The organism is Pseudomonas sp. W3I7 (genome assembly GCF_030816095.1).
GTDB lineage: Bacteria > Pseudomonadota > Gammaproteobacteria > Pseudomonadales > Pseudomonadaceae > Aquipseudomonas > Aquipseudomonas salomonii.
Window position 1 is genome coordinate 5,821,899 of record NZ_JAUSXP010000001.1, and the last position, 23,873, is coordinate 5,845,771.

Genomic DNA, 23,873 nt, shown 5'->3' on the forward strand with positions numbered 1-23,873 from the left:
AAATTTCCTACGTAGTTATCAGCCCGCCACAACCTCGAATCGATTTAGCGTTTCAGCTGTTGCGAAACGCTTCCCCAGATTTGGAGGTTCACCATGTTTCCTCGGCTGACCCGTTTGCTGGTCAACGCCAGCATCCGTCTCAAACTCGCACTGGGTTTCGGCCAAGTGTTGATCTTAAGCATCCTGATCGCCGCGACCGGCTGGCAGGCCTTGAAAGACGTGCTTTATCGCTCAAACAGCCTGACGACCCTTGGGCAACTGGCCCTGGACGCCGAGGCGATGCGCGCTGACAGAATTGTGTACCGCACCCTTACGGACGCCGGCAGCCTGGCCAAAATGCACAGGCAGACCGAAAAGATCGACCAGCATCTGACCGACCTTTCAAGCCGCCTCAAAGACCCGTCCGATTTGCAGCGGGTGCAGGAAGCGACACACCTGGTGGCGAGTTTCAAGACAGCGCTGGCGGCCTTGCCGGCGTTGATCGAGCAACGCGAGAACATCCGCCCGGCCCTCAAAAAAACCGCGCTGCAAGCCAGCGATACCCTCGCCCAGTTCGCAAGCGACTTACCGAACCAGGAAGACGAAAAGGCCCTGGACGCCATTGAAAACCTGCGCCAGGCCATGGAGCAAGCCGAAGATCGCGCCCAAAGCCCCGCCTGGGCGGCCGAGTCGCTGCAAGCCTACGCCGAGGCACTCAACCAGACCCTCGAAGCGCTGAGTGCCGCACAAACTTCGGTGACCGCGTTGCCCGTGGACGCGGCGCTACTGAACGCCGACCTGACCCGCTACCGCGAACAGTTGATCAGGCTCAAGGACGCTCAGCTCAACGCCGAAACCGTGCAGAACCGGTTTGAGCAACAACTCAATGAGTTGCGCGAACAAAGCCATCAATTGAGCGAGGGCCAGAGCACCAAGCGTAACGACGAAGCCGAGCAGACCCAGACGCGATTGATCAGCGTCACCCTGGCGGCCTTGTTGCTGGGTGCCCTGGCCGCGTGGTGGATCGCTCGACAAATAGTCGTGCCCCTGCGCGCCATCCTCACGGCTGCCCACCGGATTGCTGACGGCGACCTGAGCCGGGACATTCAAGAGGACCGTCGCGATGAGCTGGGCCAGTTGCAGCAGAGCATCGGGCAAATGACGCGCAACCTGCGCAACCTGATCAGCGGTATCGGCGACAGCGCCCGGCAGATCGCCAGTGCCGCAACGCAGTTATCCGCCGTCACCGAACAGACCCGCGCCGGGGTCAACGACCAGAAGGAGGAAACCGATCAGGTGGCCACGGCGATGAATGAAATGCTCGCCACAGCCCAGGAGGTCGCCCGGCATGCCGAGCAGGCATCCGTGGCGGCCAATGAAGCGGATCAGGAGGCGGGTGCCGGCGAAAAAGTAGTGACCCAGGCCGTCGAGCAAATCGGCCATCTGGCCCATGAGATGGCGCGTTCGAGCCAGGCGATGATTGCGCTGCAACACGAAAGCCAGAAAATCGGCAGCGTGCTCGACGTGATCAAGTCAGTGTCCCAGCAAACCAACCTGCTGGCCCTGAACGCTGCCATTGAAGCGGCGCGCGCGGGCAGTGCCGGCCAGGGTTTTGCGGTAGTCGCCGACGAAGTGCGCAGCCTGGCCCAGCGCACCCAGGAATCTGCCGAAGAAATCGAGGGCTTGATCCTCGGCCTGAATACCGGCACCCAGCAGGTCGCGGACATCATGGACAACAGCCGCAGCCTGACCGACAACAGCGTCGGCCTGACCCGCGATGCGGGCGATGCCCTGGCCGCCATTGCGCGCACCGTGTCGATCATCCAGGAAATGAACCCGCAGATTGCCGCTGCCGCCGAGCAGCAAAGCGCAGTGGCGGAAGAGATCAATCGCAGTGTGTTGAAGGTGCGGGATGTCACCGAACAAACCGCTGCGGCCAGTGAGGAAACAGCCGCGGCCAGTGTTCAGTTGACCCGGTTGAGCCTGGATTTGCAGGCGCTGGTGGGTAAATTCAGGCTTTGATACTCACGGCCCTTGTGGCGAGCGAGCTTGCTCGCGCTGGGCTGCGAAGCAGCCCTAAAACCTTGCTGCTGGATAAATCGCGGTGATCTTGTTGGGGCCGCTTCGCGCCCCAGCGCGAGCAAGCTCGCTCGCCACAGGAAGCTCACCCTTCCATCACAGGACCTGGCGCAGGAAGGCTTGGGCGCGCGGGTCTTTCGGTGCATCGAAGAACTCGGCCGGGGCCGCATCTTCGAGCAATTTGCCGTGGTCGAAGAACAGCACCCGGTCTGCCACTTCACGGGCAAAGCCCATCTCGTGAGTGACGCAGACCATGGTCATGCCTTCCAGGGCCAGGGTCTTCATCACGTCCAGCACTTCGCCGACCATTTCCGGGTCCAGCGCCGAGGTGGGCTCATCAAACAGCATCACCTTGGGCTCCATGGCCAACGCGCGGGCAATGGCTACGCGCTGTTGCTGGCCACCGGACAGGCGCGATGGGAACTCGTTGGCCTTCTGCGCGATACCGACCTTTTCCAATAGCGCCAAGGCCTTGGCTTCGCGCTCTTGCTTGCCGCGCTTGCGCACGACTTTTTGCGCCAGGCACAGGTTTTCCAACACAGTCATGTGCGGGAACAAATTGAAGTGCTGGAACACCATGCCGACTTCACGGCGGTAGGCATTCACGTCGGTTTTGGGGTCGGCCAGTTGCAGGCCGTCGATGCTCACCGAGCCCGAGTCGAACTCTTCCAGGCCGTTAAGGCAGCGCAGGAACGTGGACTTGCCCGAACCTGACGGGCCAATCACCACCAGCACTTCGCCCTTGGCGACTTGGGTGGTCACGTGGTCCACGGCGCGCACTACCTGGCCACGGGTGTCGAAGACTTTTACCAGATCGCGGACTTCAATCACTTTGCGCGAGCCTCCGCTCAAGCCGGCTGGCCATTTTCGACAGCGGCAGGTTGATCAGCAGGTACAGGCCTGCCACACAGAACAGGATTTCAAAGGGCGAGAACGAGGTGGTGATCACTTCACGGCCACTTTTGAGCAGCTCGGTAATCGCGATCACCGAGACCAGCGAGGTGTCTTTCACCAGGCTGATAAATTGCCCGGCCAATGGCGGCAGCACGCGCTTGAACGCTTGCGGCAACACCACGTGGCGCATCGACTGGCTGGCGCTCAAACCCAGGGAGCGTGCGGCTTCGTCCTGGCCACGGGTGATGGACTGCACGCCGGCGCGCACGATTTCCGCCACGTAAGCGCCGGTGAACAGCGACAACGCGGCAATCCCGGCAAATTCGCGGGACAGGTTGAGCACTGTGCCGATGAAGAAGTAGAAAATGAAGATCTGCACCAAGAGCGGCGTACCGCGCACCAGTTCGACGTAGATCGTCGACAGATCGCGCAAGGTCGGGTTGCTCGACAAACGGCATAAGCCGGTTGCCAGGCCAATCGCCAAGCCCAGGATTCCGGAGACCACCGACAACCACAAGGTGGTCCACAAACCCCACATCAACGGGCCCAGCGCCCAATGCCGGGTTACGCCGACAACATCGCCTTCGGCCACGTCGTCGCCACGTGACACTTGCAGGCTGTTGTCGGCCACGGTCAGCTTCTGCTCGGCGCCTGCGTCGTTGCGCAAGGTGACTTCGGCCACGTCGCCTTTGCGCACCAGCTCAATGACGGTGGAGATGTCGGCGGCGCGCTGGGACGTTTCGGCCTGATAGGCGAAGTACTGCGGCACGCGGTTCCAGCGCCACTCGTAGGACATCAACGAGGTGGCGTAATACAACGCGCCGGCCAGGCCAACCAGCACGACCACGGTCAGCAGGTGCCAGGGCCATTGGGCTTTTTTCTGTTTCATTACTCAAATCCAAAAGGTGGGGCAAGCCCCTCTGTGGCGAGGGAGCTTGCTCCCGCTGGGCTGCGAAGCAGCCCCACTACTGGCGACCAGACACTGACAGATAAACCGCAGCGCCTGGTTGGGAGCGCTTCGCGCTCCAGCGAGCGCAAGCTCCCTCGCCACAACAGCGCTTATTCCATGTCCTTGAGCCACTCGGAGCTCTTGAACCACTTGTCATGGATGCGATCGTAGGTGCCGTCGTTGCGGATCTGGTGCAGGAAGTTGTTGATGTAGTTGAGGCTGTCGTAATCGCCTTTTTTCAGGCCGAACGCCAGGGGCTCGAAGGTGAAAGGTTCTTCCAGGAACACCAGCTTGCCATTACCGACTTTCTTCTCGGCGACCACGTTGTACGGCGCGTCATACACAAAGGCATCAGCCTTGCCGTTGACCACGTCCAGCACGCCTTCCTGTTCGTTGTCATAGCCGTGGTACTTGGCTTTGGAGATCAATTTCTTGGCAACCATCTCGCCGGTAGTGCCGAGCTTGGAGGTCAGGCGGTATTTCTCGTCGTTCAAATCTTTGTAGGACTTGATCGTGCCTTCCAGGTCTTTACGAATCAGCAGGGTCTGGCCGACCACGATGAAGGGTTCGCTGAAGTTCAGGCGCAGGTTGCGCTCCTGGGTCAGGGTCATGCCGCTGCCGATCATGTCGAACTTGCCGGTCAGGAAGGCCGGGATAATGCCGTCATAGCCGGTGGATACCAGTTCCAGCTTGACGCCCATGGACTTGGCCATGGCCTTGAGGATGTCGACTTCAAAGCCGATGATTTCACCGCGCTTGTCGGTCATTTCGAACGGCATGTAGGTCGGGTCCATGCCGACTTTCAGCGTGCCGCGCTTGACCGCATCGTCGATGGCGCCGGCATGCGCCGCAGTGGCCGCGACCAGCGCGGTGACGCCGAGCATCAGCATCGAAAGATACTTTTTCATCATCAAGTCCCCTGAAAGATTCTTATAACGCCGGCGCGCAAAAGGGCTGCACCAATTCGGGGTGCGATCCTAACCCACTCGTTGCCCGTCACAAAGGTTTCACGGGTAAATGTTATCGGCGTATGTCGGAAAAGCCCCACAACGGTGCAGCACAGCGCAGGCCCTAGACACATCAGCGCAACAGCGCGGCAATTGATTGATGTGTAAGCAGTTATGACGTTCAGTCGATCTCCGCCATCCAGTCGGTGTCCTTGAACCACTTGTCGTGCAGCCGATCGTAGGTGCCATCCTGGGCAATTTGATTGAGGAAGTGGTTGATCCAATTGAGGCTGTCGTAGTCGCCTTTTTTCAGCCCAAACGCCAAGGGCTCAAAGGTAAATGGCTGCTCAAGGGCGAAGAGCCGATGGTTTTCCGGCCTGGCCATCGCGATCAGGTTGTAGGGCGCGTCATGGACAAAGGCGTCGGCCTTGCCCTCCACCACCTGGCGCACGCCCTCTTCGGGCGTGGCGAAGCTGCTCAGGTGCGCGGCGCCCAGAAACCGCTGCGCAGCCGCTTCGCCGGTGGTGCCTTCAGTCGCAGCGATGCGGTAACCCGCCTCGTCGAGGTCTTCGATGCTGGCAATCTTGCCGGCAAGGCTGGGGTTAAGCAGTACGGTCTGGCCAACCACGATAAAGGAGTCGCTGAAATTCAGCTTGAGGTTGCGCTCCTGCGTCACCGTCATGCCGCTGCCGATCAGGTCGAACTTCTTCGCCATCAGCCCCGGCAACAACTCGGTATAAGGCACGGCGACCAGTTCAAGCTCGACGCCCAAGGCGCGGCTCATCGCCTGCAGCAAGTCGACCTCAAAACCGACGATACGGCCCTGCTTGTCCTTCATTTCAAAGGGCACATAGGTGGGCGTGGTGCCGACTTTCAGCACACCGCGTCGAACCGCTTCATCGAGGGCACCAGCACTCAACCAGCCTGCGTAAATCAATGCGATGACGCCGCTCAGCACCGCCGAACAATACCTTTTGATCATGAATCCCCCTGCGACCTAGTCAATTTGGGGGCGATGCTACCCCAGCGACAGCCACGGCAATACGCTTCGAACAAAGGTCTTTTGTTTCGAAATAACAAGGAGTTAGCGGTATTAGGAAGATATTCTGAACGCTGTAGGAACAGCGCATCCAACGCCCCCGAGGTGAGCCCTCGGGGGCGTCGGAATCAGGCCGGTTGGGCCTGGGACGCCAACGGTTGCAGCGGCAGCAATGGCGCGTGCGGATCAGCCTTCACCGATGCACGCCAGGCACCGAGCCACTCGGCATGACCTTCACTCCACACCTGCTGATGCAGACGAGCCAAGGCTACCGGGTCGCTGAGCAATGCCAGACGCTCGCCGTTGTTGAGGCCGGCGGGGCCGACTTTCAGCGCGTGGCGCACACGTTCCTGACGCAAGTGCTCGATCGGCTCCGCCTCACGGTGACGCGAGGTCGCCAGGGCGCAGGCCAGGGCGTTTTGCTGCGGGTCGACCACCGAACGCACAAACCCGTCATTGAGGGCGTGCCAACGGTTTTCGTGGGTGTATTGCTCGGTCGACAGCAAGGCTTGCGGCGGGTTGTATTCCTCTGGGATCAGGAACAGGCTCTCGTCGCGAGACTTGAGGCCCAGCTTGACCCGGCTGGAGATCACCGACACCGGAATCGACAGCATCAGCGAGCCGACGATCGGAATCAGCCACCACAGGAAGCTTGGGTTCAACCACACCACCAACAACGCCCACAGGAAGCCCAGCAGGGTTTGCGGACCGTGGCGCTTGACCGCCTCGCTCCATGGCGTGGAGTCGTCGTCACGCTGCGGCGAGTTCCAGGTCGCAGCCCAGCCCAGGAATGCGGCGAGTACGAAACGGGTGTGGAAGATCATGCGCACCGGCGCCAGCAGCATGGAGAACAGCATCTCCAGCAGCATCGACAGGGTCACCTTGAACTTGCCACCGAACTCTTTCGCGCCCTTGGCCCAGATCAGGATGATGCTGAGCAATTTAGGCAGGAACAGCAGCACGATGGTGGTGGAGAACAGCGCCACCGCCTTGTCCGGGTGCCATTGGGGCCACAGCGGGTACAACTGGCGTGGCGCCATGAAGTACTGCGGCTCCATCAAGGTGTTCACTGCCAGCAACGCCGTCGACAGCACCAGGAAGAAGAACCACAACGGCGCCGACAGGTAGGACATCACGCCGGTCAGGAACACCGCACGGTGCACCGGGTGCATGCCTTTGACCAGGAACAGGCGGAAGTTCATCAGGTTACCGTGGCACCAGCGACGGTCACGCTTGAGCTCATCCAGCAGGTTCGGCGGTAATTCCTCGTAGCTGCCCGGCAGGTCGTAGGCAATCCACACGCCCCAGCCGGCACGGCGCATCAGCGCTGCTTCAACGAAGTCGTGGGAGAGGATCGCACCGGCAAACGCACCTTTACCCGGCAACGGCGCCAGGGCGCAGTGCTCGATAAACGGCTTCATACGAATAATGGCGTTGTGACCCCAGTAATGGGATTCACCCAGCTGCCAGAAGTGCAGGCCAGCGGTAAACAGCGGGCCGTAGACGCGGGTGGCGAACTGCTGCATGCGCGCATACAGCGTGTCCATGCCCGACGCACGCGGCGCGGTCTGGATAATCCCGGCATCCGGTGTGGCTTCCATCAAGCGCACCAGGCTGGTCAGGCATTCGCCGCTCATCACGCTGTCGGCGTCGAGCACCACCATGTACTTGTATTCACCGCCCCAACGACGGCAGAAGTCGTCGAGGTTGCCGCTCTTGCGCTTTACGCGACGGCGACGGCGGCGATAGAAGATCTTGCCGAAACCACCGGCTTCGCGGCACACATCAAGCCAGGCTTGCTGTTCGGCGATGCAGATATCGGCTTCGTTACTGTCGCTGAGCACGAAGAAATCGAACCGGTCCAGGTCGCCAGTGGCGGCCACCGATTCGAAAGTAGCGCGCAGGCCGGCAAATACCCGGGGCACGTCTTCGTTGCAGATAGGCATCACCAGCGCGGTGCGGGCGTCTTTCGGAATCGGCTCGTCACCGGCACTTTTACCGGAGATCCGGTATTTATCGTGGCCAGTCAGCAGCTCCAGGAACCCCATCAGCGCAGTCCAGAAGCCGGCCGAGACCCAGCAGAACAGAATCCCGAACATGATCAGAATGCTGGTTTGCAAGGCGTAAGGCAGTACCTGGGTGGCCGTTTGCAGCAGGGTCTGGTTGCGGATTTCGTCGAAGTCGACCAGCGACCAGCCCTGGTACGGCATGATGCCTTTCATGTACCAGCCGGCAACAATGGTCTGGCCGAGCATCAGCACCAGCAGGATATAGCGACGGATCGAACCCACGGTACGCCAGCGTGCTGCGGGCAATACGCGCTCATCCTTCGGCGGCGCCGGAGGGTTGGTGCGACCGGTCATCCGGCGCCAACCACGCACCAGAATATTGGTACGCCATGGCTCCGGCACCACTTTGGTCCGACGGATCGGCGGCGTGGCCTTCAGGCAAACCCGACCGTTGGCGTCAAGCGCCAGCATCTCGGCGTCTTGCAGCTCTTCGGCGGTATTGAGCGTCAACCGGCGGCCGACCGAGGCTTGGGCAGCCTCGGTGGGTGCGTCGAACGTCTTTGACGACAGGCGTTCGTGCAGCTCGCTGAAGGAGGTGCAGCCCGCCAGTTCGGCGCGCTGCTCTGCGGTCATCGGGAGGTGCGCCAGGTACTCGGACAGGGTCTCTGGCGTGGCTTGAGAATTACTCATCGGCAGGCAACTGATAGCTCCAGGTTTCGGTCAGGACGTGTTCGGTCTTTTCCGGCTCCGGATTGGCGGGGGCAGCCTCTGGCTGCTTGGCGTCCTTGTCTTTCGCTTCCTTGGCGTCTTTCCTGGCCTGTTTTTCGTGTTGCTTGGCCAGCAGTTTGTCGGCCTTGAGCACCTGGGTCGAGACCTTCTCAGGCTCAGCTTTCACGATGTCTTCAACCAGCGCGGCACGCATTTCGGTGGGCTTGCCTGCGTCCTTGATCTTCATGCGCAGGGTCAGGCGCCAGCCTTTGGTGTGCTCGTTGTAGCGCACGCTGTTTTCAACGATTTCGGCGTTGTCGCCCACGCTCACCTGGCTGCGCACTGGCGCATCCGGTGGCAGGTTCTTCAGGGACGGGCCCTCGAAGTCCACCAGGTAGGCCACGCTGCCGTCAGGCTGGCGAATCAGGTTGGATTGCTTCACGTCACCGGTGGAACGCAAGGTCTGCTTGACCCAGGCACTGTCGGCCGGGTGCAGGTCTTTCTCGTCCATGGTCCAGTGCAGGCGGTAGCTGACATCCAGCGGCTCGCCGACTTTCGGCAGCTCGGCCGGGCTCCAGAACGCAACGATGTTATCGTTGGTTTCGTCGGCGGTCGGAATCTCTACCAGGTCGACAGAACCCTTGCCCCAATCGCCTTCAGGCTCGATCCAGGCGCTTGGGCGCTTGTCGTAGTTGTCGTCCAGGTCTTCGTAGTGGCTGAAGTCGCGGCCACGTTGCAGCAGGCCGAAACCACGCGGGTTCTCGACGGCGAAGTTGCTGACCGACAGGTGTTTAGGGTTGTTCAGTGGGCGCCAGATCCACTCGCCATTGCCGGCATGGATCGACAGGCCGCTGGAATCGTGCAGCTCACGGCGGTAGTTGAGCACCTTGGACGGCTGGTTTGCGCCGAACAGGTACATGCTGGTCAGCGGGGCGATGCCCAGCTTGCTGACCTTGTCACGCAGGAACATCTGCGATTTGACGTCGACAATGGTGTCGGTGCCAGGGCGCAGGGTCAGGCGATAGGCGCCGGTGGCACGTGGAGAGTCCAACAGGGCGAAGATCACCAGCTGTTTCTCGCCCGGTTTAGGGCGCTCGATCCAGAACTCGGTGAAACGCGGGAACTCTTCACCGGACGGCAATGCCGTGTCAATCGCCATGCCACGGGCTGACAGGCCATAGGACTGGCCCTTGCCGACGACGCGGAAGTAGCTGGCGCCGAGCATGGTCATGATTTCGTCTTGCTTGTCGGCCTTGTTGATCGGGTACAGCACACGGAAACCGGCATAACCCAGCTGTTCGGTGGCTTTAGGATCAAATTTCACGTCGCCGAAATCGAAGCGATTTGGGTCGTACTTGATTTCCTGGACGCTGTCGGCGGTCACTTCGTTGATTTTCACCGGCGTGTCGAAGTGCATGCCCTGGTGATAGAAGGACAGCTTGAACGGCGTGTTCTGATCGGCCCACTCAGCTTTTTCGTTACGGAAACGAATCTTCTGGTAGTCGGCGAATTTCATTTCGCGAAATTCGTTAGGCAGATTGCTGCGCGGAGCTTCGTATTTCTGCCCAGCCAGCTCTTTTGCCTTGGCCGACACATCATCCAGACTGAATGCCCACAGTTGACCCGCGCCGAACAGGCAAAACAGGGCAGAGCCCGTTACCAGTGCGTTTCGTAACCGTTTGGCAGACAATTTTGGTGCATTACAGGGACTAACAATCACGAGCAACCCTCGCCGAAAACAGATCAAAAAACCAACGGCCAGCTATCTATATGCCAGGTTGGCGAGCATTGTTCCGACTCCACTGGGTCAAAATGATTCCCCAAAGGTCGTCGGACAAGTCTCTACCTAAGTCAAAAATGGACCAATTTACGCTGATCCCCATAGCGCGCGATTATCTAGTAGCCCGCGAAACAACGCATCAGGGACAACGAAGTATTTGTAGCGAAACCCTGCGTTTTTAGGCATTAAAGTCGTTTTTAATACATTCATGTCTGTAAGAGGAAGGTCACGGGGCCATCATTGACCAAGTGCACCTGCATATCGGCGCCAAAACGCCCCGACGCCACCTTGCCATGCAATTGTTGCGCTTGTAACAACAAGTGCTCAAAAAGCGCCGCTCCCAGGGCCGGCGGGGCCGCTGTGGAGAAGCTGGGCCGCAACCCGCTTTTGGTATCGGCCGCCAGGGTGAACTGCGAGACCAGCAGCAAACCACCGCCAATGTCTTTCAAGGACAGGTTCATCTTGCCTTCATCGTCGCTGAACACCCGATAGTTAAGCAGCTTGTGCAACAGTTTGTCGGCACTCTCGGGCGTATCTGAAGGTTCGACGGCGACCAGCACCAGCAACCCCTGGTCAATCGAGCCTACGACTTCACCCGCCACCTCGACCCGGGCGCCACGCACCCGCTGCAACAGGCCCTTCATGCTTCTTCTGGCGGCAGATCAAGCAGGCGCCGTGCCATCTCGCCGGTCGCGCGCACCAACGCATCGGTGATACCCGGCTCGGACGCGGCATGCCCGGCCTCGCGAATTACCTGCAATTCACTGTTGGGCCAGGCCTGATGCAGCTCCCAGGCGTTGTCCAGCGGGCAGATCATATCGTAGCGGCCATGGATGATGACGCCAGGCAGATGGGCGATCTTGTGCATATCGCGAATCAGTTGGTTGGGCTCCAGGAAGGAGTTGTTAGTAAAGTAGTGGCACTCGATACGCGCAATCGACAGGGCGCGCTGCGGCTCGGAAAAACGCTCGACATGCTGCGGGCTCGGGCACAGGCCGAGCATGCGCCCTTCCCAGCCGGACCAGGCTTTGGCAGCGTGCATCTGGGCGATCTGGTCGTTGCCGGTGAGGCGCTTGTGGTAGGCGGCAACCATGTCGTGGCGCTCGTCCGCCGGGATCGGGGCAAGGTAGTCCTGCCAGTAATCCGGGAACATGCGGCTCGCGCCCTCCTGGTAGAACCAGTGAATATCCTGCGGGCGGGCCAGGAAAATGCCGCGCAGGATCAGGCCATGCACGCGCTCGGGGTGGGTTTGTGCGTAGGACAGCGACAGGGTCGAGCCCCACGAGCCGCCAAACAGCACCCATTTGTCGATGCCCAGGTGCTCGCGGATGCGCTCAAGGTCGGCGACCAGATCCCAGGTGGTGTTGTTCTCCAAACTCGCGCGGGGTGTGGAACGCCCGCAGCCACGCTGGTCGAAGGTAACGATGCGGTACAGGTTCGGGTCAAAATAGCAGCGGCTCTGGGCATCGCAACCGGAGCCGGGGCCACCGTGGATGAAGACGACAGGCAAGCCTTCGGGGGAGCCACTCTCATCGACGTACAGCGTGTGGGTGTCATCGACGGCCAGATCGTGCCGGGCGTAGGGTTTGATCTGCGGGTACCAAGTCTGCATTGCGCGCTCCATAGGGTGTCGGGTTCATCCCTGAGGGGACGTCTATTATTCTTGCCGTCTGGCATCATAAACCCGAATTGTGCAATGAGCATGTCCTTGAATACTTAGACCTGTGTCAGCCCTTCGCTCCTGAGGTAATGCAGCAGATAGTTATAAAGCTGATCCACCTCCGGGGCTTGGCCACGTGCGCGCAGGCAACCGTGGACCAGCCCTTTGCCCGGATACAGCACGGCGGGCACACCGGCCTGTTGCAGCCGTTCGGCATAGAGCATGCCGTCATCGCGCAACGGGTCGAACTGGGCCACGGCGATCAATGCCTTGGGTAAGCCGCCGAAATGCTCGGCCAACAAAGGCATGGCATAGGCCGATGGCGTGCCCGCAGCGTCCAGATACATTGCCAGGTAGCAGTCGGTGTCGGCAGTACTGAGCAGGGGCGCGTCCCTGCAGTCACGGCGCGAGGGCAAATCGGCCGGGCCGCCCAAGCCGGGGTAAATCAGCACCTGGGCCACGGGCAGCGGCTGGCCATCGTCGCGCAGCCCCAGGCACAGCGCCGCCGCCAGATTGCCGCCCGCGCTGTCGCCCATCAGCACCAGGCGTTGCAGGTTGATGGCGTGCGGCGCCTGCCTGGCCTGGATTGCCTGCCATACGGCGCGACAGTCGTTGTAAGCCGCCGGAAACGGGTGCTCAGGTGCCAGGCGATAGTCGATGGCGATCACCAGCACTTGCAGCGTGTTGGCCAGTTCGAAGCAGATGAAGTCGTGGGAGTTCAGCCCGCCCACCGCCCAGCCGCCGCCGTGCATATAGAGAAGGCAGGGCCAGCCCTCCGTCGGCGCTGGAGCCCTGGGTAGGTAACTGCGCACGCCTACGCCGCCCAGGGAAAAGTCCGACAGTTGCAGCCCTTCAGGCTGCGGTGGAGTGAAGGCCTGGCACATACGGTCGTAGTTGTGGCGCAAGCCTGCCAGCGACGGGTCGTCACTGGTGAAGGATTCGGTTTTGGCGATGAAGGCGGCAAGCTGCGGAGAAGTCGGGTACATGCGCAATATCCCTGACAATGGAGATCTAAAGGTGGGAGCTGGCTTGCCAGCTCCCACAGTTGCTCTGTGTTGTTTGATCTACCCTGCCCGGCTTAAGGTTTGAGACTGGCCTGCACCGCCGCCACGCCGTCGCTGCCATCCAACGCGGTAACCCCGGCCAACCAGCGCTGCAGATCCTCAGGGTGGTCACGCAGCCACTGCCTGGCCACATCCTGCGGCGACTGGCGCTCCATGATCGGCACCATCAACTGGCTTTCCTGGGCGGCGGTGAAGGTCAGGTTCTGCAACAAACGGTTGGCGTTGGGGCAGCGCTCGCCGAAGTCCGGCGCGGTGACGGTGGAAACCGTAGCGCGGCCTTCGTCCGGGCCGAACACATCTTCACTGCCCGTGAGGTAGGCCATTTTCATATTGATGTTCATCGGGTGCGGGGTCCAGCCGACGAACACGACGAACTCCTTGCGGTTCACCGCTCGCTGCACCGCCGCGAGCATGCCGGCTTCACCGGAAGCTACCAGCTTGAAGCCACCGAGGCCGAAGTGGTTGGTGTCGATCATCTTCTGGATATCGGTATTGGCACCGCTGCCCGGCTCAATGCCGTAGATCTTGCCGCCGAGCTTGTCCTTGAAGCGGGCGATGTCGGCAAACGTCTTCAGCCCGGCATCGGCCACGTATTGCGGCACGGCCAGGGTGGCTTGGGCGTCGGCGAGGCTCGGCGTGTCGAAAACCTTGACCTGCCTGGCGGCCAGGAACGGCGCGATGTTGTTGTCCATCGCCGGCTTCCAGTAGCCGAGGAAGATATCCAGGCGTTTGTCACGGATGCCGGCAAAGATGATCTGCTGCACGGCGCTGGTCTGTTTGCTGTCGTAGCCCAGGCCTGTAAGCAGCACATCGGCCATGCCGGACGTTGCGATCACGTCGGTCCAACTGACCACGCCCATGCGGATGGTTTTGCATGAGGCGGGTTCGGCGGCCAGGGCGTTGGCGCTGATCAAGGCGGCGCCGGTGAGGGTCAACAACAGTCTTTTCATGGATGAGGTCTCACTGGGCAGCTTTTATTGTGGGGAGTGGCGTCTGGTGCGCCGTACCCACAACCTTACCCAGCGGGACCTGTGCTGACACGAACTGTGGCGACCGGCAGTTGCACTGGGGCGACTGTGAGGGCCCCATCGCAGGCAAGCCAGCTCCCACATTTTGATCTGTGAATACATTCAAATGTGGGAGCTGGCTTGCCTGCGATAGCGATATCAGCTGTAGCGCTTCTGCCCCCAGGCTAACAACCCTTCCAGCAACTGCTTCAATACCACCCGCGTCGGCTCAGCCAGATCCGCGCGATACCGGAACGGCTCAACCTCTTCCATATACGTGCTCTGGCACAGCTCCAACTGCACCGCATGAATATCCTGCGCCGGGTCGCCGTAGTGGCGAGTGATATGCCCGCCCTTGAAGCGCCCGTTCAGCACATGGGTGAACTGCGGATGCTGAGCGCAGATGCCTTCCAGCTGGCTGGCCAGTTCCGGGTCACACGCCGCGCCGTTGAAGGTGCCGAGGTTGAAGTCCGGCAGCTTGCCGTCGAACAGGTGCGGGATTACCGAACGGATCGAGTGCGCATCAAACAGCAAGGCGTAGCCGAACTCGGCCTTGAGCCGCGCCAGCTCTTCTTGCAGCGTGCGGTGGTACGGGCCCCAGATCTTTTGCAGGTAGGTTACGCGTTCTTCTTCGGACGGCACCTGCCCTTCACGGAACAACGGCACACCCTCGAACAGGGTCGCCGGGTACAGCCCGGTGGTGGCGCCGGCGTAGAGCGGTGTGTCGTCGGACGGCCGGTTCAGGTCGATCACAAACCGCGAGTACTCGGCCGACAAGGTGCTGGCGCCCAGTGCTTCGGCAAAGTCATACAACGTCGGGATATGCCAGTCGGTGTCCGGCAAGCTTTGTGCCTCGGGGATCAGCCCGGCTTCGACCGCAGGCGTCAGGCGCAAACCCGCGTGGGGCATGCTGATCAGCAGCGGCACGCGGCCTTGTTTGAAATTCAGAACCTTATCCACAACAGTACTCCTCAGACGTTTACGTCGACGCCGTGGCGCACGACGCGTTTATCCAGTTCGCCGCCCAGCCAGTAAGCCAGGTCGGCAGGGCGATCAATCTGCCAGGCGACAAAATCCGCAACCTTGCCCACTTCGAGCGAACCGTGGGTGTCGCCCATGCCCAGCGCGGTGGCCGCATGTTGCGTGGCGCCGGCCAGGGCTTCTTCCGGGGTCATGCGAAACAGCGTGCAAGCCATGTTCAGCATCAGGCGCACCGACAGCGCCGGCGAGGTGCCGGGGTTGAGGTCGCTGGCGATGGCGATCTTCACGCCGTGCTTGCGCAGCGCATCCATCGGCGGCAACTGGGTTTCACGCAGGAAGTAGAACGCGCCCGGCAGCAACACCGCGACGGTGCCGGAAGCGGCCATGGCGATGGCGTCTTCTTCGGTCATGAATTCCAGGTGGTCGGCCGACAGCGCGTGATAACGCGCCGCGAGGCTGGAGCCGTGCAAAGAGGACAACTGCTCGGCGTGCAGCTTCACCGGCAAGCCCAACTGCTGGGCCACCTTGAACACACGCTCCACCTGCTCGGTGGAAAACGCCAGGTATTCACAGAAGGCATCAACCGCATCCACCAGCCCTTCGGCCGCGAGCGCCGGCAGCATCTCGGCGCAGATGTGCTCGATGTAATCGTCAGCGCGGTCCTTGTACTCCGGCGGCAGCGCGTGGGCCGCCAGGCACGTGGCGCGCACGCTCACCGGCAGCACTTGGCCAAGGCGACGCGCAACCCGCAGCATCTTGCGCTCGTTGACCAGGTCCAGGCCGTAGCCGGATTTGATCTCCACCGTGGTCACGCCGTCACGCAGCAAACTGCGCAAGCGCTTTTCGGCGCTGGCAAACAACTCATCTTCGGTGGCGGCGCGGGTGGCGCGCACGGTGCTGGCAATACCGCCACCTTTGGCGGCGATTTCGGCGTAGCTCACGCCTTCAAGGCGCTGCTCGAATTCACCGCTGCGATTGCCGCCGAACACCGTGTGGGTGTGGCAGTCGATCAGCCCGGGGGTGACCCACGCGCCTTGCAGGTCCTGCACCTGGGCGTAGTCCGCCGTCGGTACTTCGCTGCGCGGGCCGATCCACTCAATCAGTGAATTGGCAGTGACCATCGCGGCATCCTCGATGATCGAGTACTTGCCGTGGGCCATGGTTGCGACGTGGCAGTGTTGCCAAAGCGTTTTCATCAACGCCTCCCTAAGTTATCGATGAGACAAAGCCGGGTCGTAATGGACCTTGGCCGCCTGCCCGGCAGCGGGTTTGACCCACAGCAGGTAAGCCAGCACCAGCAGCACGATCCACACGGCGCCGACCAGCAAAGCCGCCTGGGTATCCGGGAAGTAACCCAGCACGCCAAACACGAACAGCATGAACACAATGGCCGCCGCTGGCGCATAGGGCCAGAACGGCACCGGGAATTTCAGCTCGGCCACCTGTTCCTTGGTCATGGAGCGGCGCATGGCGACCTGGGTAAACAGGATCATCAGCCACACCCACACGGTGGCGAAGGTGGCAATCGAGGCGATCAGCAGGAACACGTTTTCCGGGATCAGGTAATTGAGCACCACGCCGCCGAGCAACGCCGCGCCCATCACCAGCACGGTCATCCACGGCACGCCGTGTTTGGACAGTTGCGCAAAACCCTTGGGCGCCTGCCCTTGCTGGGCCAGGCCATACATCATGCGGCCGGCACCGAAGATGTCGCTGTTGATCGCCGAGACGGCAGCCGAGATCACCACGATATTGAGGATAGTCGCCGCCGAGCCGATGCCCAGGTTGCTGAAGATCTGCACGAACGGGCTGCCCTGGCTGCCGATCTGCGGCCACGGGTAGATGGCCATCAACACAAACAGGGTCAGCACGTAGAACAACAGGATGCGCAGCGGCACCGCATTGATCGCCTTGGGAATCACGCGCTGCGGGTCTTTGGCTTCACCGGCGGTGATGCCGATGATTTCGATACCGCCAAACGCAAACATCACCACCGCGAACGAAGCGATCAGGCCGCCGATGCCGTTAGGCATGAAGCCCCCATGCGCCCACAGGTTGCTGAGGCCACTGGCCTGGGTTTCACCCGCCGAATGAATGCCGAACAGCATGATGCCAAAGCCGCCGAGGATCATCGCCACGATGGCGCCGACCTTGAGCAGTGACAGCCAGAACTCCATCTCGCCAAACACTTTGACGTTGCACAGGTTCAGGCCGCCGATCAAAAACACGATGCCCAGCACCCAGACCCAGCGCGCGACCTCGGGAAACCAGAAGCCCATGTAGATGCCGAAGGCGGTGACGTCGGCGAGGCAGACGATGATCATTTCAAAGGCGTAGGTCCAGCCGAGCACAAACCCGGCCATCGGCCCCAAATAGGTGCTGGCGTACTGGCCGAAGGAACCGGACACCGGGTTGTGCACGGCCATTTCACCGAGGGCGCGCATCACCATGAACACGGCCGCGCCGCCGATCAGGTAGGCCAGCAGCACGGCAGGGCCGGCCATTTGGATGGCGGAGGCGGAACCATAAAACAGCCCGGTGCCGATCGCGGAACCGAGTGCCATGAAGCGAATATGTCGGGCGCTTAGCCCGCGTTTCAAACCCTTTTCTTGCTGGTGCATTTCTCTTCCCTAGTTATTTTTATCCCGAGAAAATTCAAAGCCTGAGCATGACGGGCTTTTGTGGCGAGCGAGCTTGCTCGCGCTGGGCTGCGCAGCAGCCCCAAAAATTTGCGAGCGCTTCGCACTCGAGCGGGAGCAAGCTCCCTCGCCACAGAGAGCATGCCGTCCTTTAGATCGCTTAGAGGCTCGGCAGGAGCTTGGCCGGCACCAGCTCATTCAGGCAGCGGCTGGCGAGCAGTTCGCTGGCGGCATTGATGTCCGGAGCAAAGAAGCGGTCCTTTTCATAGAACGCCACTTTGTCGCGCAGGATTCCACGGGCTTTTTCCAGCTTGTTCGAGGTTTTCAAACCGTCGCGCAGGTCCAGGCCCTGGCACGCCGCCAGCCACTCGACTGCGAGTACGCCACGGGTGTTCTCAGCCATTTCCCACAAGCGCTTGCCCGCAGCCGGGGCCATCGACACGTGGTCTTCCTGGTTGGCCGACGTCGGGATGCTATCCACACTATGGGGATGCGCCAGCGCCTTGTTCTCACTGGCCAGCGCCGCAGCGGTGACCTGGGCGATCATGAAACCGGAGTTCACCCCGCCATTACCGACCAAGAACGGCGGCAGTTGCGACATATGCTTGTCCATCATCAACGAGATACGACGCTCGCTCAGCGAGCCGATCTCTGCGATCGCCAGCGCCATGTTGTCGGCGGCCATGGCCACCGGCTCGGCGTGGAAGTTACCGCCGGAGATCACGTCGCCTTCGGCAGCAAACACCAGCGGGTTATCCGACACCGCATTGGCCTCCACCACCAGCACGTCGGCGGCCTGGCGGAACTGGGTCAGGCAGGCGCCCATGACTTGCGGCTGGCAGCGCAGGGAATACGGATCTTGCACCTTGTCGCAGTTCTGGTGCGACTGGGACACCTGGCTGCTTTCGCCGAGCAGGTCGCGATAGGCCGCAGCTGCATCGATCTGACCGCGCTGGCCACGGGCGGCATGGATACGTGCGTCGAACGGCGAGCGCGAGCCCAATACCGCTTCGACGGTGAGGGCGCCGCACGCCAACGCACCGGCGAACAGGTCTTCGCCTTCGAACAGGCCGCGCAAGGCATACGCGGTGGACACCTGGGTGCCGTTCAGCAGCGCCAGGCCTTCTTTGGCCGCCAGCGTCAGCGGCGTCAGGCCGGCGACTTTCAGTGCTTCGGTGGCTTCCAGCCATTCGCCCTTGTAGCGCGCCTTGCCTTCGCCCAGCAGCACCAGCGACATATGCGCCAATGGTGCCAAGTCACCGGAAGCACCGACCGAACCTTTAAGCGGAATGTGCGGGTACACCTCGGCGTTGATCAGTGCGATCAGCGCGTCGATCACCTGGCGACGAATACCGGAGAACCCACGGCTCAGGCTGTTGACCTTGAGCACCATGACCAGCCGCACCAGCGCGTCGCTGATCGGCTCACCGACGCCGGCGGCGTGGGACAGCACCAGGGAACGCTGGAGGTTTTCCAGGTCTTCGCTGGCGATGCGGGTCGAGGCCAGCAGGCCGAAACCGGTGTTGATGCCGTAGGCGGTGCGGTTCTCGGCGAGAATCTGCTCCACGCAGGCCACACTGGCTTCGATCTGCGCCGTGGCGCTGTCATCCAGACTGAGGGTTACCGGCTGCTGGTAGATGGCTCGCAGTTGGGCAAGGCTCAGTTGGCCTGGAATCAAATTTAGCGCAGTCACATTCATGCTCCTTTGAATTGTTCTTTTGAATAAGTGTTAATGCAAATCAGGTAATACGTGGTGCAGCAAAGCGGTGTCCTTGAGCAACGCGGCGGCGCTCGCGATGTCCGGCGCCAGCCAGCGGTCCTGCTCGTAAGGTGAGACTTTTTCACGGAGCAGACGCCAGGCACTGTCAGTACCCGCGCCAAAACGCTGGTCCTTCAAAAACTCAAATGCCTGGGCTGCCAACAGGTACTCGATGGCGAGAATCTGGGTGACATTGGCCAACAGCTGATGCAGCTTGAGCGCGGCGTTGGTGCCCATGCTCAAGTGGTCTTCCTGCAGGCCCGAGGTGACGAAATTGTCGAGCACCGCCGGTTGCGCCAGCTGGCGGTTCTGCCCGCATAACGAGGCGGCGACGTACTGCACGATCATCATTCCGGAGTTGACCCCAGGGTTGCTGACCAGGAACGCCGGCAAGCCACTCACATGCGGGTTGATCAGGCGGTCCAGGCGACGCTCGGCCACCGAGCCGATTTCGGCCATGGCGATGGCGAGCATATCGGCCGCCAGGGCCACAGATTGCCCATGCGGGTTGGCCTGGGACACCACGCGGTAGTTGTCCGGCGTGCCGAGCACCAGCGGGTTGTCGGTGGCACTGTTGAGTTCGGTCTCGATCTGGCGCGTGGCGTGTTCAACCTGATCACGTGCCGCGCCATGAATCTGCGGGATCGAGCGGATGCTCAGCGCATCCTGGGTGCGGATGCCTTTGCTGCTGGCGATCACTTCACTGCCGTCGAGCAAGGCGCGCAGGTTGATGCCGACTTGCTGCATGCCTGGGTGTGGCTTGAGGGCGATGATGGCTTCGTCGAAGGCGTCGATCTGACCACGCTGGGCTTCGAAACTCATGGCGCCGATCACGTCGGCCCATTGCAGCAGGTGATGCGCGTCAGCCAGGGCCAGGCAGCTCAGGCCGGTCATGCACGGCGTGCCGTTGACCAGGCACAGGCCGTCTTTGGCGCCGAGCACCACAGGCTGTAAACCTTCGGCTTCTAATGCGGCGTGCGCCGTCACGATCTGGCCGCGATAGCTCACCTCACCAACGCCGAGCAAGGCCACGCCAATGTGGGCCATGTGGGTCAGGTAGCCCACCGAGCCCTGGGACGGTACTTGCGGGGTGATGCCATGGTTGAGCAACGCCAGCAGCGAATGCACCACCTGCGGGTGCAGGCCGGATTTGCCGTGGCTGTAGTTGATGACAGCCGCGCAGATGATCGCGCGGGTCTGTTCGTCGCTCAGCACCGGGCCGACGCCACAGGCGTGGCTCAGCAGCGTGTTGCGCGACAACTGGCTGAGTTGTTCACCTTTGAGCGACACATTGCACAGCGCGCCCAGGCCGGTGTTCACGCCATAGGCGCGTTCGCCGCGGGTAACGATGCGCTGCACGATGGCCTGGGCATTGTCGATGCGCGCCCAGGCGTGGCCCGAAAGTTCGAGCACGGCGCCGTGGCGGGCGACGGCGACCACGTCCTGCCAACGCAGGGGGGCGTCGGCGATGATGATTGTTGTTGCCTGGGACATCTTCATACCTTCTTCAATGCTTGTGCAGCCTTACCGGCCCTATCGCAGGCAAGCCAGCTCCCACCTTTGGAATGCATTCCCCTGTGGGAGCTGGCTTGCCTGCGATAGGCTCACCACAAGGCTCAGATCAGACCACCGCTGCGCGGCGCTGAACAAACCGGTCCACATACTCATCCGCCGGCGAATGCAGAATCTCGCGCGGCGTGCCGACCTGGATCAGCTTGCCGTCCTTGAGAATCGCAATGCGGTTGCCAATGCGCACCGCCTCGTCGAGGTCATGAGTGATGAACACGATGGTTTTGTGCAGGGTCTTTTGCAGCTCCAGCAACTGGTCCTGCATCTCGGCGCGGATCAACGGGTCGAGGGCGCTGAAGGCTTCGTCCATCAGGATGATGTCGGTGTCCGCCGCCAAGGCGCGGGCCAGGCCGACACGTTGGCGCATGCCGCCGGAAAGCTGGTGCGGGTATTTGTTTTCGTAGCCCTTAAGGCCCACGGTTTCGATCCAGTGCAGCGCACGTTCGGCGCACACCTGCTTGGTTTCGCCGCGCACCTTGAGGCCGTAGGCGACGTTGTCGAGCACGCTCTTGTGGGGCAGCAGGCCGAAGCTCTGAAATACCATGCTGATCTTGTGGCGGCGGAATTGGCGCAGGGCTTCCATGTCCAGTTGCAGGATGTCTTCGCCGTCCACCAGGATTTGGCCGCTGGTCGGGTCGATCAGGCGGTTGAAGTGGCGTACCAACGTGGACTTGCCCGAACCCGACAGGCCCATGATCACAAAAATCTCGCCGGTGCCGATGCTCAGTGACAGATCGTTAACGCCGACCACGCAACCGGTCTCGGCCAACACCTGGTCCTTGGTCTTGCCCTGGCCAACCATCGCCAGGGCTTCCTTGGAGCGGTTGCCGAAAATCTTGAAGACGTTTTTAACTTCAATTTTGCTGACAGTAGTCATTTGCTCGCCTCATGCCGTGGACGACCATAGGCCTGGGTAATGCGGTCGATGACCACTGCAAGAATCACAATCGCCAGCCCGGCTTCGAGGCCACGGCCGACGTTGAGGGTCTGGATGCCGACGAGCACGTCTTCGCCCAAACCACGGGCGCCGATCATCGAGGCGATCACCACCATCGACAACGCCATCATGGTGGTCTGGTTGATACCGGCCATGATGCTCGGCAGCGCCAGCGGCAGTTGCACGCCAAACAGTTGCTGCCAGCGGTTGGCACCGAAGGCGTTGATGGCTTCCATGACTTCGCCGTCAACCTGGCGAATGCCCAAGTCGGTAAGGCGTATCAGCGGCGGCGCGGCGTAGATCACCGTGGCGAAAATCGCCGGTACCTTGCCCAGGCCAAACAGCATCAGCACCGGAATCAGATACACGAAGCTGGGCATGGTTTGCATGATGTCGAGCAGCGGCATCAATACCGAACGCAGGCGATTGCTGCGTGCCGACAGGATGCCCAGCGGAATGCCGATCAGCACCGAAATCACCGTGGCAACCATCATCAGCGCCAGGGTTTGCATCAGCTTGTCCCACAGGCCAACCGCGCCCACCAGGAACAGCAGACCGACGATCACCGCCGTGGTCACCACCTTGCGGGTGGCGTGCCAGGCGATGCCGCCGACAATGGCGAGCATCAACCACCACGGCGCTGCGCGCAGCAAGCCTTCCAGGTTGACGATGGCCCATAACAGCGTGTCGGAGATGTGCCGGAACACATCACCGTAGTTGGTGACCAGTGAGTCCACCCAACCGTTGACCCAGTCGGCGATGGAAAACGTAAAACTCTCAGGAAACATATCGTGCTCTCGATCCAGTGGGTTGTGGCCGTGTGCCCGGCTAGCCCCTCAGGGTAGCCGGACACCCTTGACCTACAAGGCCGCGTCGATTTTCTTGGCTACGTCGTCGCTCACCCATGCGTGCCAGACTTCAGGATGTTCCTTGAGGAAAATTTTCGCCAGTTTTGGCGACTCAATCCGCTCTTTGGCCATGCGGCCGAGGTTCTGGTTAAGCAGATCGATCGGCAGGTTGACCTTTTCCAGCACCGCTACCAGTTCAGGCGCTTGCTCGTGGAAGGTCTTGGACAGGCCGACCTTGATGCTCACGCTTTTATCCACACCGGGCTTTTCTTCGAGCTTGACCAGATCAACCTGGCCCATCAGCGGGGTGGGCGACCAGTAGTAGAACAGGATCGGCTCGCCACGCTTGTAGCTCGACAGCACAGCGGCATCCAGCGCCGGGCCGGTGCCAGGGCGGAAGTTGGTGTAGGTGCTTTCCAGGCCATAGCTTTTGAGCATCTCGCTGTTGTCCAGTTCACAGGTCCAGCCGGCCGGGCAGTTGTAGAAGCGGCCTTTGGACGGCTCTTCCTGGTCCTTGAACACCGAGGCGTATTTGGCCAGGTCGGCGATGTTTTTCAGGTCCGGCGCCTTGGGTTCCAGCTTGCGCTTGGCGTCGCCTTCGATCACGTAACGCGGCACGTACCAGCCTTCGACGGCACCGACAACGGGGGCGCCAACGCCAACGACTTTGCCGGCCTTCTCGGCCTTGTTCCAGACCTCGCTGCGGCCTACCCACTCTTCGGCGAACACCTGGATGTCGTTGCTGCTCAGGGCGTTTTCCATGGTGATGGAATTGCCCGGCAAGCTGTCGGTTTTGCAGTCGTAGCCTTTCTCCAGCACGGTTTGCAGGATGTCGGTGAGCAACATGCCGCTTTCCCAGTTCAGCCCGGCGAATTTCACCGGTTTGCCGGACTCGCACCAACCCGCCGCCTGGGCCCCGGCAGAGGCCAGCAAGCCTGCAGATAACACGGTGGCCAGCAGGGTTTTATTCATCTTCATTGTTGTGACGCTCCCAATCTTGAAATGGATTACGGCAGTCAGTAGGC

At 61.3% G+C, this 23,873-nt stretch carries 18 protein-coding genes and 1 pseudogene; 1 reads left to right on the top strand and 18 read right to left on the bottom strand.

Annotated features, from left to right (window positions below):
- Nucleotides 1-93: 93 nt before the first annotated feature.
- Nucleotides 94-2,001 (top strand): methyl-accepting chemotaxis protein, encoded by a 1,908-nt coding sequence (locus tag QF043_RS26805; protein ID WP_307420804.1) that lies wholly within the window; start codon nt 94-96, stop codon nt 1,999-2,001.
- 153 nt (nt 2,002-2,154) lie between these two features.
- Here QF043_RS26805 and QF043_RS26810 read toward each other — a convergent pair whose 3' ends face one another.
- The 18 genes and pseudogenes from QF043_RS26810 to QF043_RS26895 all read right to left on the bottom strand — a co-directional run bounded on the left by QF043_RS26810 (nt 2,155) and on the right by QF043_RS26895 (nt 23,826).
- Nucleotides 2,155-2,889, bottom strand: coding sequence for an amino acid ABC transporter ATP-binding protein (locus QF043_RS26810; protein WP_017138597.1), 735 nt, complete (start codon nt 2,887-2,889; stop codon nt 2,155-2,157).
- Nucleotides 2,882-3,841: an amino acid ABC transporter permease gene (locus QF043_RS26815; RefSeq protein ID WP_307420805.1), complete on the bottom strand. Its 960-nt coding sequence runs from the start codon at nt 3,839-3,841 to the stop codon at nt 2,882-2,884. The genes QF043_RS26810 and QF043_RS26815 overlap by 8 nt, the downstream gene beginning before the upstream one ends.
- A 170-nt stretch (nt 3,842-4,011) precedes the next feature.
- Nucleotides 4,012-4,809, bottom strand: a complete 798-nt coding sequence (locus QF043_RS26820) for a transporter substrate-binding domain-containing protein (protein ID WP_138817223.1) — start codon at nt 4,807-4,809, stop codon at nt 4,012-4,014.
- Nucleotides 4,810-5,029: 220 nt separating this feature from the next.
- Nucleotides 5,030-5,830, bottom strand: coding sequence for a transporter substrate-binding domain-containing protein (locus QF043_RS26825; protein WP_305457112.1), 801 nt, complete (start codon nt 5,828-5,830; stop codon nt 5,030-5,032).
- 111 nt (nt 5,831-5,941) lie between these two features.
- Nucleotides 5,942-8,586: pseudogene (gene mdoH / locus QF043_RS26830) on the bottom strand (glucans biosynthesis glucosyltransferase MdoH).
- Nucleotides 8,579-10,267, bottom strand: a complete 1,689-nt coding sequence (locus tag QF043_RS26835) for a glucan biosynthesis protein G (RefSeq protein WP_373460792.1) — start codon at nt 10,265-10,267, stop codon at nt 8,579-8,581. The pseudogene mdoH and the gene QF043_RS26835 overlap by 8 nt, the downstream one beginning before the upstream one ends.
- Nucleotides 10,268-10,590: 323 nt before the next feature.
- The gene (gene dtd, locus QF043_RS26840) at nt 10,591-11,028 is read right to left on the bottom strand and encodes a D-aminoacyl-tRNA deacylase (protein ID WP_017138603.1); all 438 of its coding nucleotides are present in this window, start codon (nt 11,026-11,028) and stop codon (nt 10,591-10,593) included.
- Nucleotides 11,025-11,996, bottom strand: coding sequence for a prolyl aminopeptidase (gene pip / locus QF043_RS26845; RefSeq protein WP_056860643.1), 972 nt, complete (start codon nt 11,994-11,996; stop codon nt 11,025-11,027). Before pip ends, dtd begins: the two co-directional genes overlap by 4 nt.
- Nucleotides 11,997-12,100: 104 nt before the next feature.
- Nucleotides 12,101-13,030, bottom strand: coding sequence for an alpha/beta hydrolase (locus tag QF043_RS26850; RefSeq protein ID WP_307420809.1), 930 nt, complete (start codon nt 13,028-13,030; stop codon nt 12,101-12,103).
- Nucleotides 13,031-13,122: 92 nt separating this feature from the next.
- Nucleotides 13,123-14,058, bottom strand: coding sequence for a choline ABC transporter substrate-binding protein (locus tag QF043_RS26855; protein ID WP_307420810.1), 936 nt, complete (start codon nt 14,056-14,058; stop codon nt 13,123-13,125).
- A 216-nt stretch (nt 14,059-14,274) separates the two neighbouring features.
- Nucleotides 14,275-15,075 carry an N-formylglutamate deformylase gene (gene hutG, locus QF043_RS26860; RefSeq protein WP_307420811.1) on the bottom strand — a complete coding sequence of 267 codons (801 nt, stop codon included), beginning with the start codon at nt 15,073-15,075 and terminating at the stop codon, nt 14,275-14,277.
- 11 nt (nt 15,076-15,086) lie between these two features.
- Complete coding sequence (hutI, locus tag QF043_RS26865) at nt 15,087-16,292, bottom strand: imidazolonepropionase (RefSeq protein ID WP_307420813.1); 1,206 nt, start codon at nt 16,290-16,292, stop codon at nt 15,087-15,089.
- A gap of 15 nt (nt 16,293-16,307) precedes the next feature.
- Nucleotides 16,308-17,717: an amino acid permease gene (locus tag QF043_RS26870; protein WP_138817233.1), complete on the bottom strand. Its 1,410-nt coding sequence runs from the start codon at nt 17,715-17,717 to the stop codon at nt 16,308-16,310.
- A 178-nt stretch (nt 17,718-17,895) separates the two neighbouring features.
- The gene (gene hutH, locus QF043_RS26875) at nt 17,896-19,434 is read right to left on the bottom strand and encodes a histidine ammonia-lyase (RefSeq protein ID WP_307420814.1); all 1,539 of its coding nucleotides are present in this window, start codon (nt 19,432-19,434) and stop codon (nt 17,896-17,898) included.
- Nucleotides 19,435-19,464: 30 nt separating this feature from the next.
- The gene (gene hutH, locus QF043_RS26880; RefSeq protein WP_307420815.1) at nt 19,465-20,988 is read right to left on the bottom strand and encodes a histidine ammonia-lyase; all 1,524 of its coding nucleotides are present in this window, start codon (nt 20,986-20,988) and stop codon (nt 19,465-19,467) included.
- 127 nt (nt 20,989-21,115) lie between these two features.
- Nucleotides 21,116-21,940, bottom strand: a complete 825-nt coding sequence (locus QF043_RS26885) for a glycine betaine/L-proline ABC transporter ATP-binding protein (RefSeq protein ID WP_307420816.1) — start codon at nt 21,938-21,940, stop codon at nt 21,116-21,118.
- Nucleotides 21,937-22,788, bottom strand: coding sequence for a proline/glycine betaine ABC transporter permease (locus QF043_RS26890; RefSeq protein ID WP_017138613.1), 852 nt, complete (start codon nt 22,786-22,788; stop codon nt 21,937-21,939). Before QF043_RS26890 ends, QF043_RS26885 begins: the two co-directional genes overlap by 4 nt.
- Nucleotides 22,789-22,860: 72 nt before the next feature.
- Entirely contained in the window at nt 22,861-23,826 is a 966-nt protein-coding gene (locus QF043_RS26895) for an ABC transporter substrate-binding protein (RefSeq protein ID WP_307420820.1), read from the bottom strand.
- Nucleotides 23,827-23,873 lie beyond the last annotated feature (47 nt).

Coding starts and splice junctions, on each gene's coding strand:
- QF043_RS26805 (WP_307420804.1), top strand. CDS start 94: ATGTTTCCTCGGCTGACCCGTTTGCTGGTCAACGCCAGCATCCGTCTC.
- QF043_RS26815 (WP_307420805.1), bottom strand. CDS start 3,841: ATGAAACAGAAAAAAGCCCAATGGCCCTGGCACCTGCTGACCGTGGTC.
- QF043_RS26820 (WP_138817223.1), bottom strand. CDS start 4,809: ATGAAAAAGTATCTTTCGATGCTGATGCTCGGCGTCACCGCGCTGGTC.
- QF043_RS26825 (WP_305457112.1), bottom strand. CDS start 5,830: ATGATCAAAAGGTATTGTTCGGCGGTGCTGAGCGGCGTCATCGCATTG.
- dtd (WP_017138603.1), bottom strand. CDS start 11,028: ATGAAGGGCCTGTTGCAGCGGGTGCGTGGCGCCCGGGTCGAGGTGGCG.
- pip (WP_056860643.1), bottom strand. CDS start 11,996: ATGCAGACTTGGTACCCGCAGATCAAACCCTACGCCCGGCACGATCTG.
- QF043_RS26850 (WP_307420809.1), bottom strand. CDS start 13,030: ATGTACCCGACTTCTCCGCAGCTTGCCGCCTTCATCGCCAAAACCGAA.
- QF043_RS26855 (WP_307420810.1), bottom strand. CDS start 14,058: ATGAAAAGACTGTTGTTGACCCTCACCGGCGCCGCCTTGATCAGCGCC.
- hutI (WP_307420813.1), bottom strand. CDS start 16,292: ATGAAAACGCTTTGGCAACACTGCCACGTCGCAACCATGGCCCACGGC.
- QF043_RS26870 (WP_138817233.1), bottom strand. CDS start 17,717: ATGCACCAGCAAGAAAAGGGTTTGAAACGCGGGCTAAGCGCCCGACAT.
- hutH (WP_307420814.1), bottom strand. CDS start 19,434: ATGAATGTGACTGCGCTAAATTTGATTCCAGGCCAACTGAGCCTTGCC.
- hutH (WP_307420815.1), bottom strand. CDS start 20,988: ATGTCCCAGGCAACAACAATCATCATCGCCGACGCCCCCCTGCGTTGG.
- QF043_RS26885 (WP_307420816.1), bottom strand. CDS start 21,940: ATGACTACTGTCAGCAAAATTGAAGTTAAAAACGTCTTCAAGATTTTC.
- QF043_RS26890 (WP_017138613.1), bottom strand. CDS start 22,788: ATGTTTCCTGAGAGTTTTACGTTTTCCATCGCCGACTGGGTCAACGGT.
- QF043_RS26895 (WP_307420820.1), bottom strand. CDS start 23,826: ATGAAGATGAATAAAACCCTGCTGGCCACCGTGTTATCTGCAGGCTTG.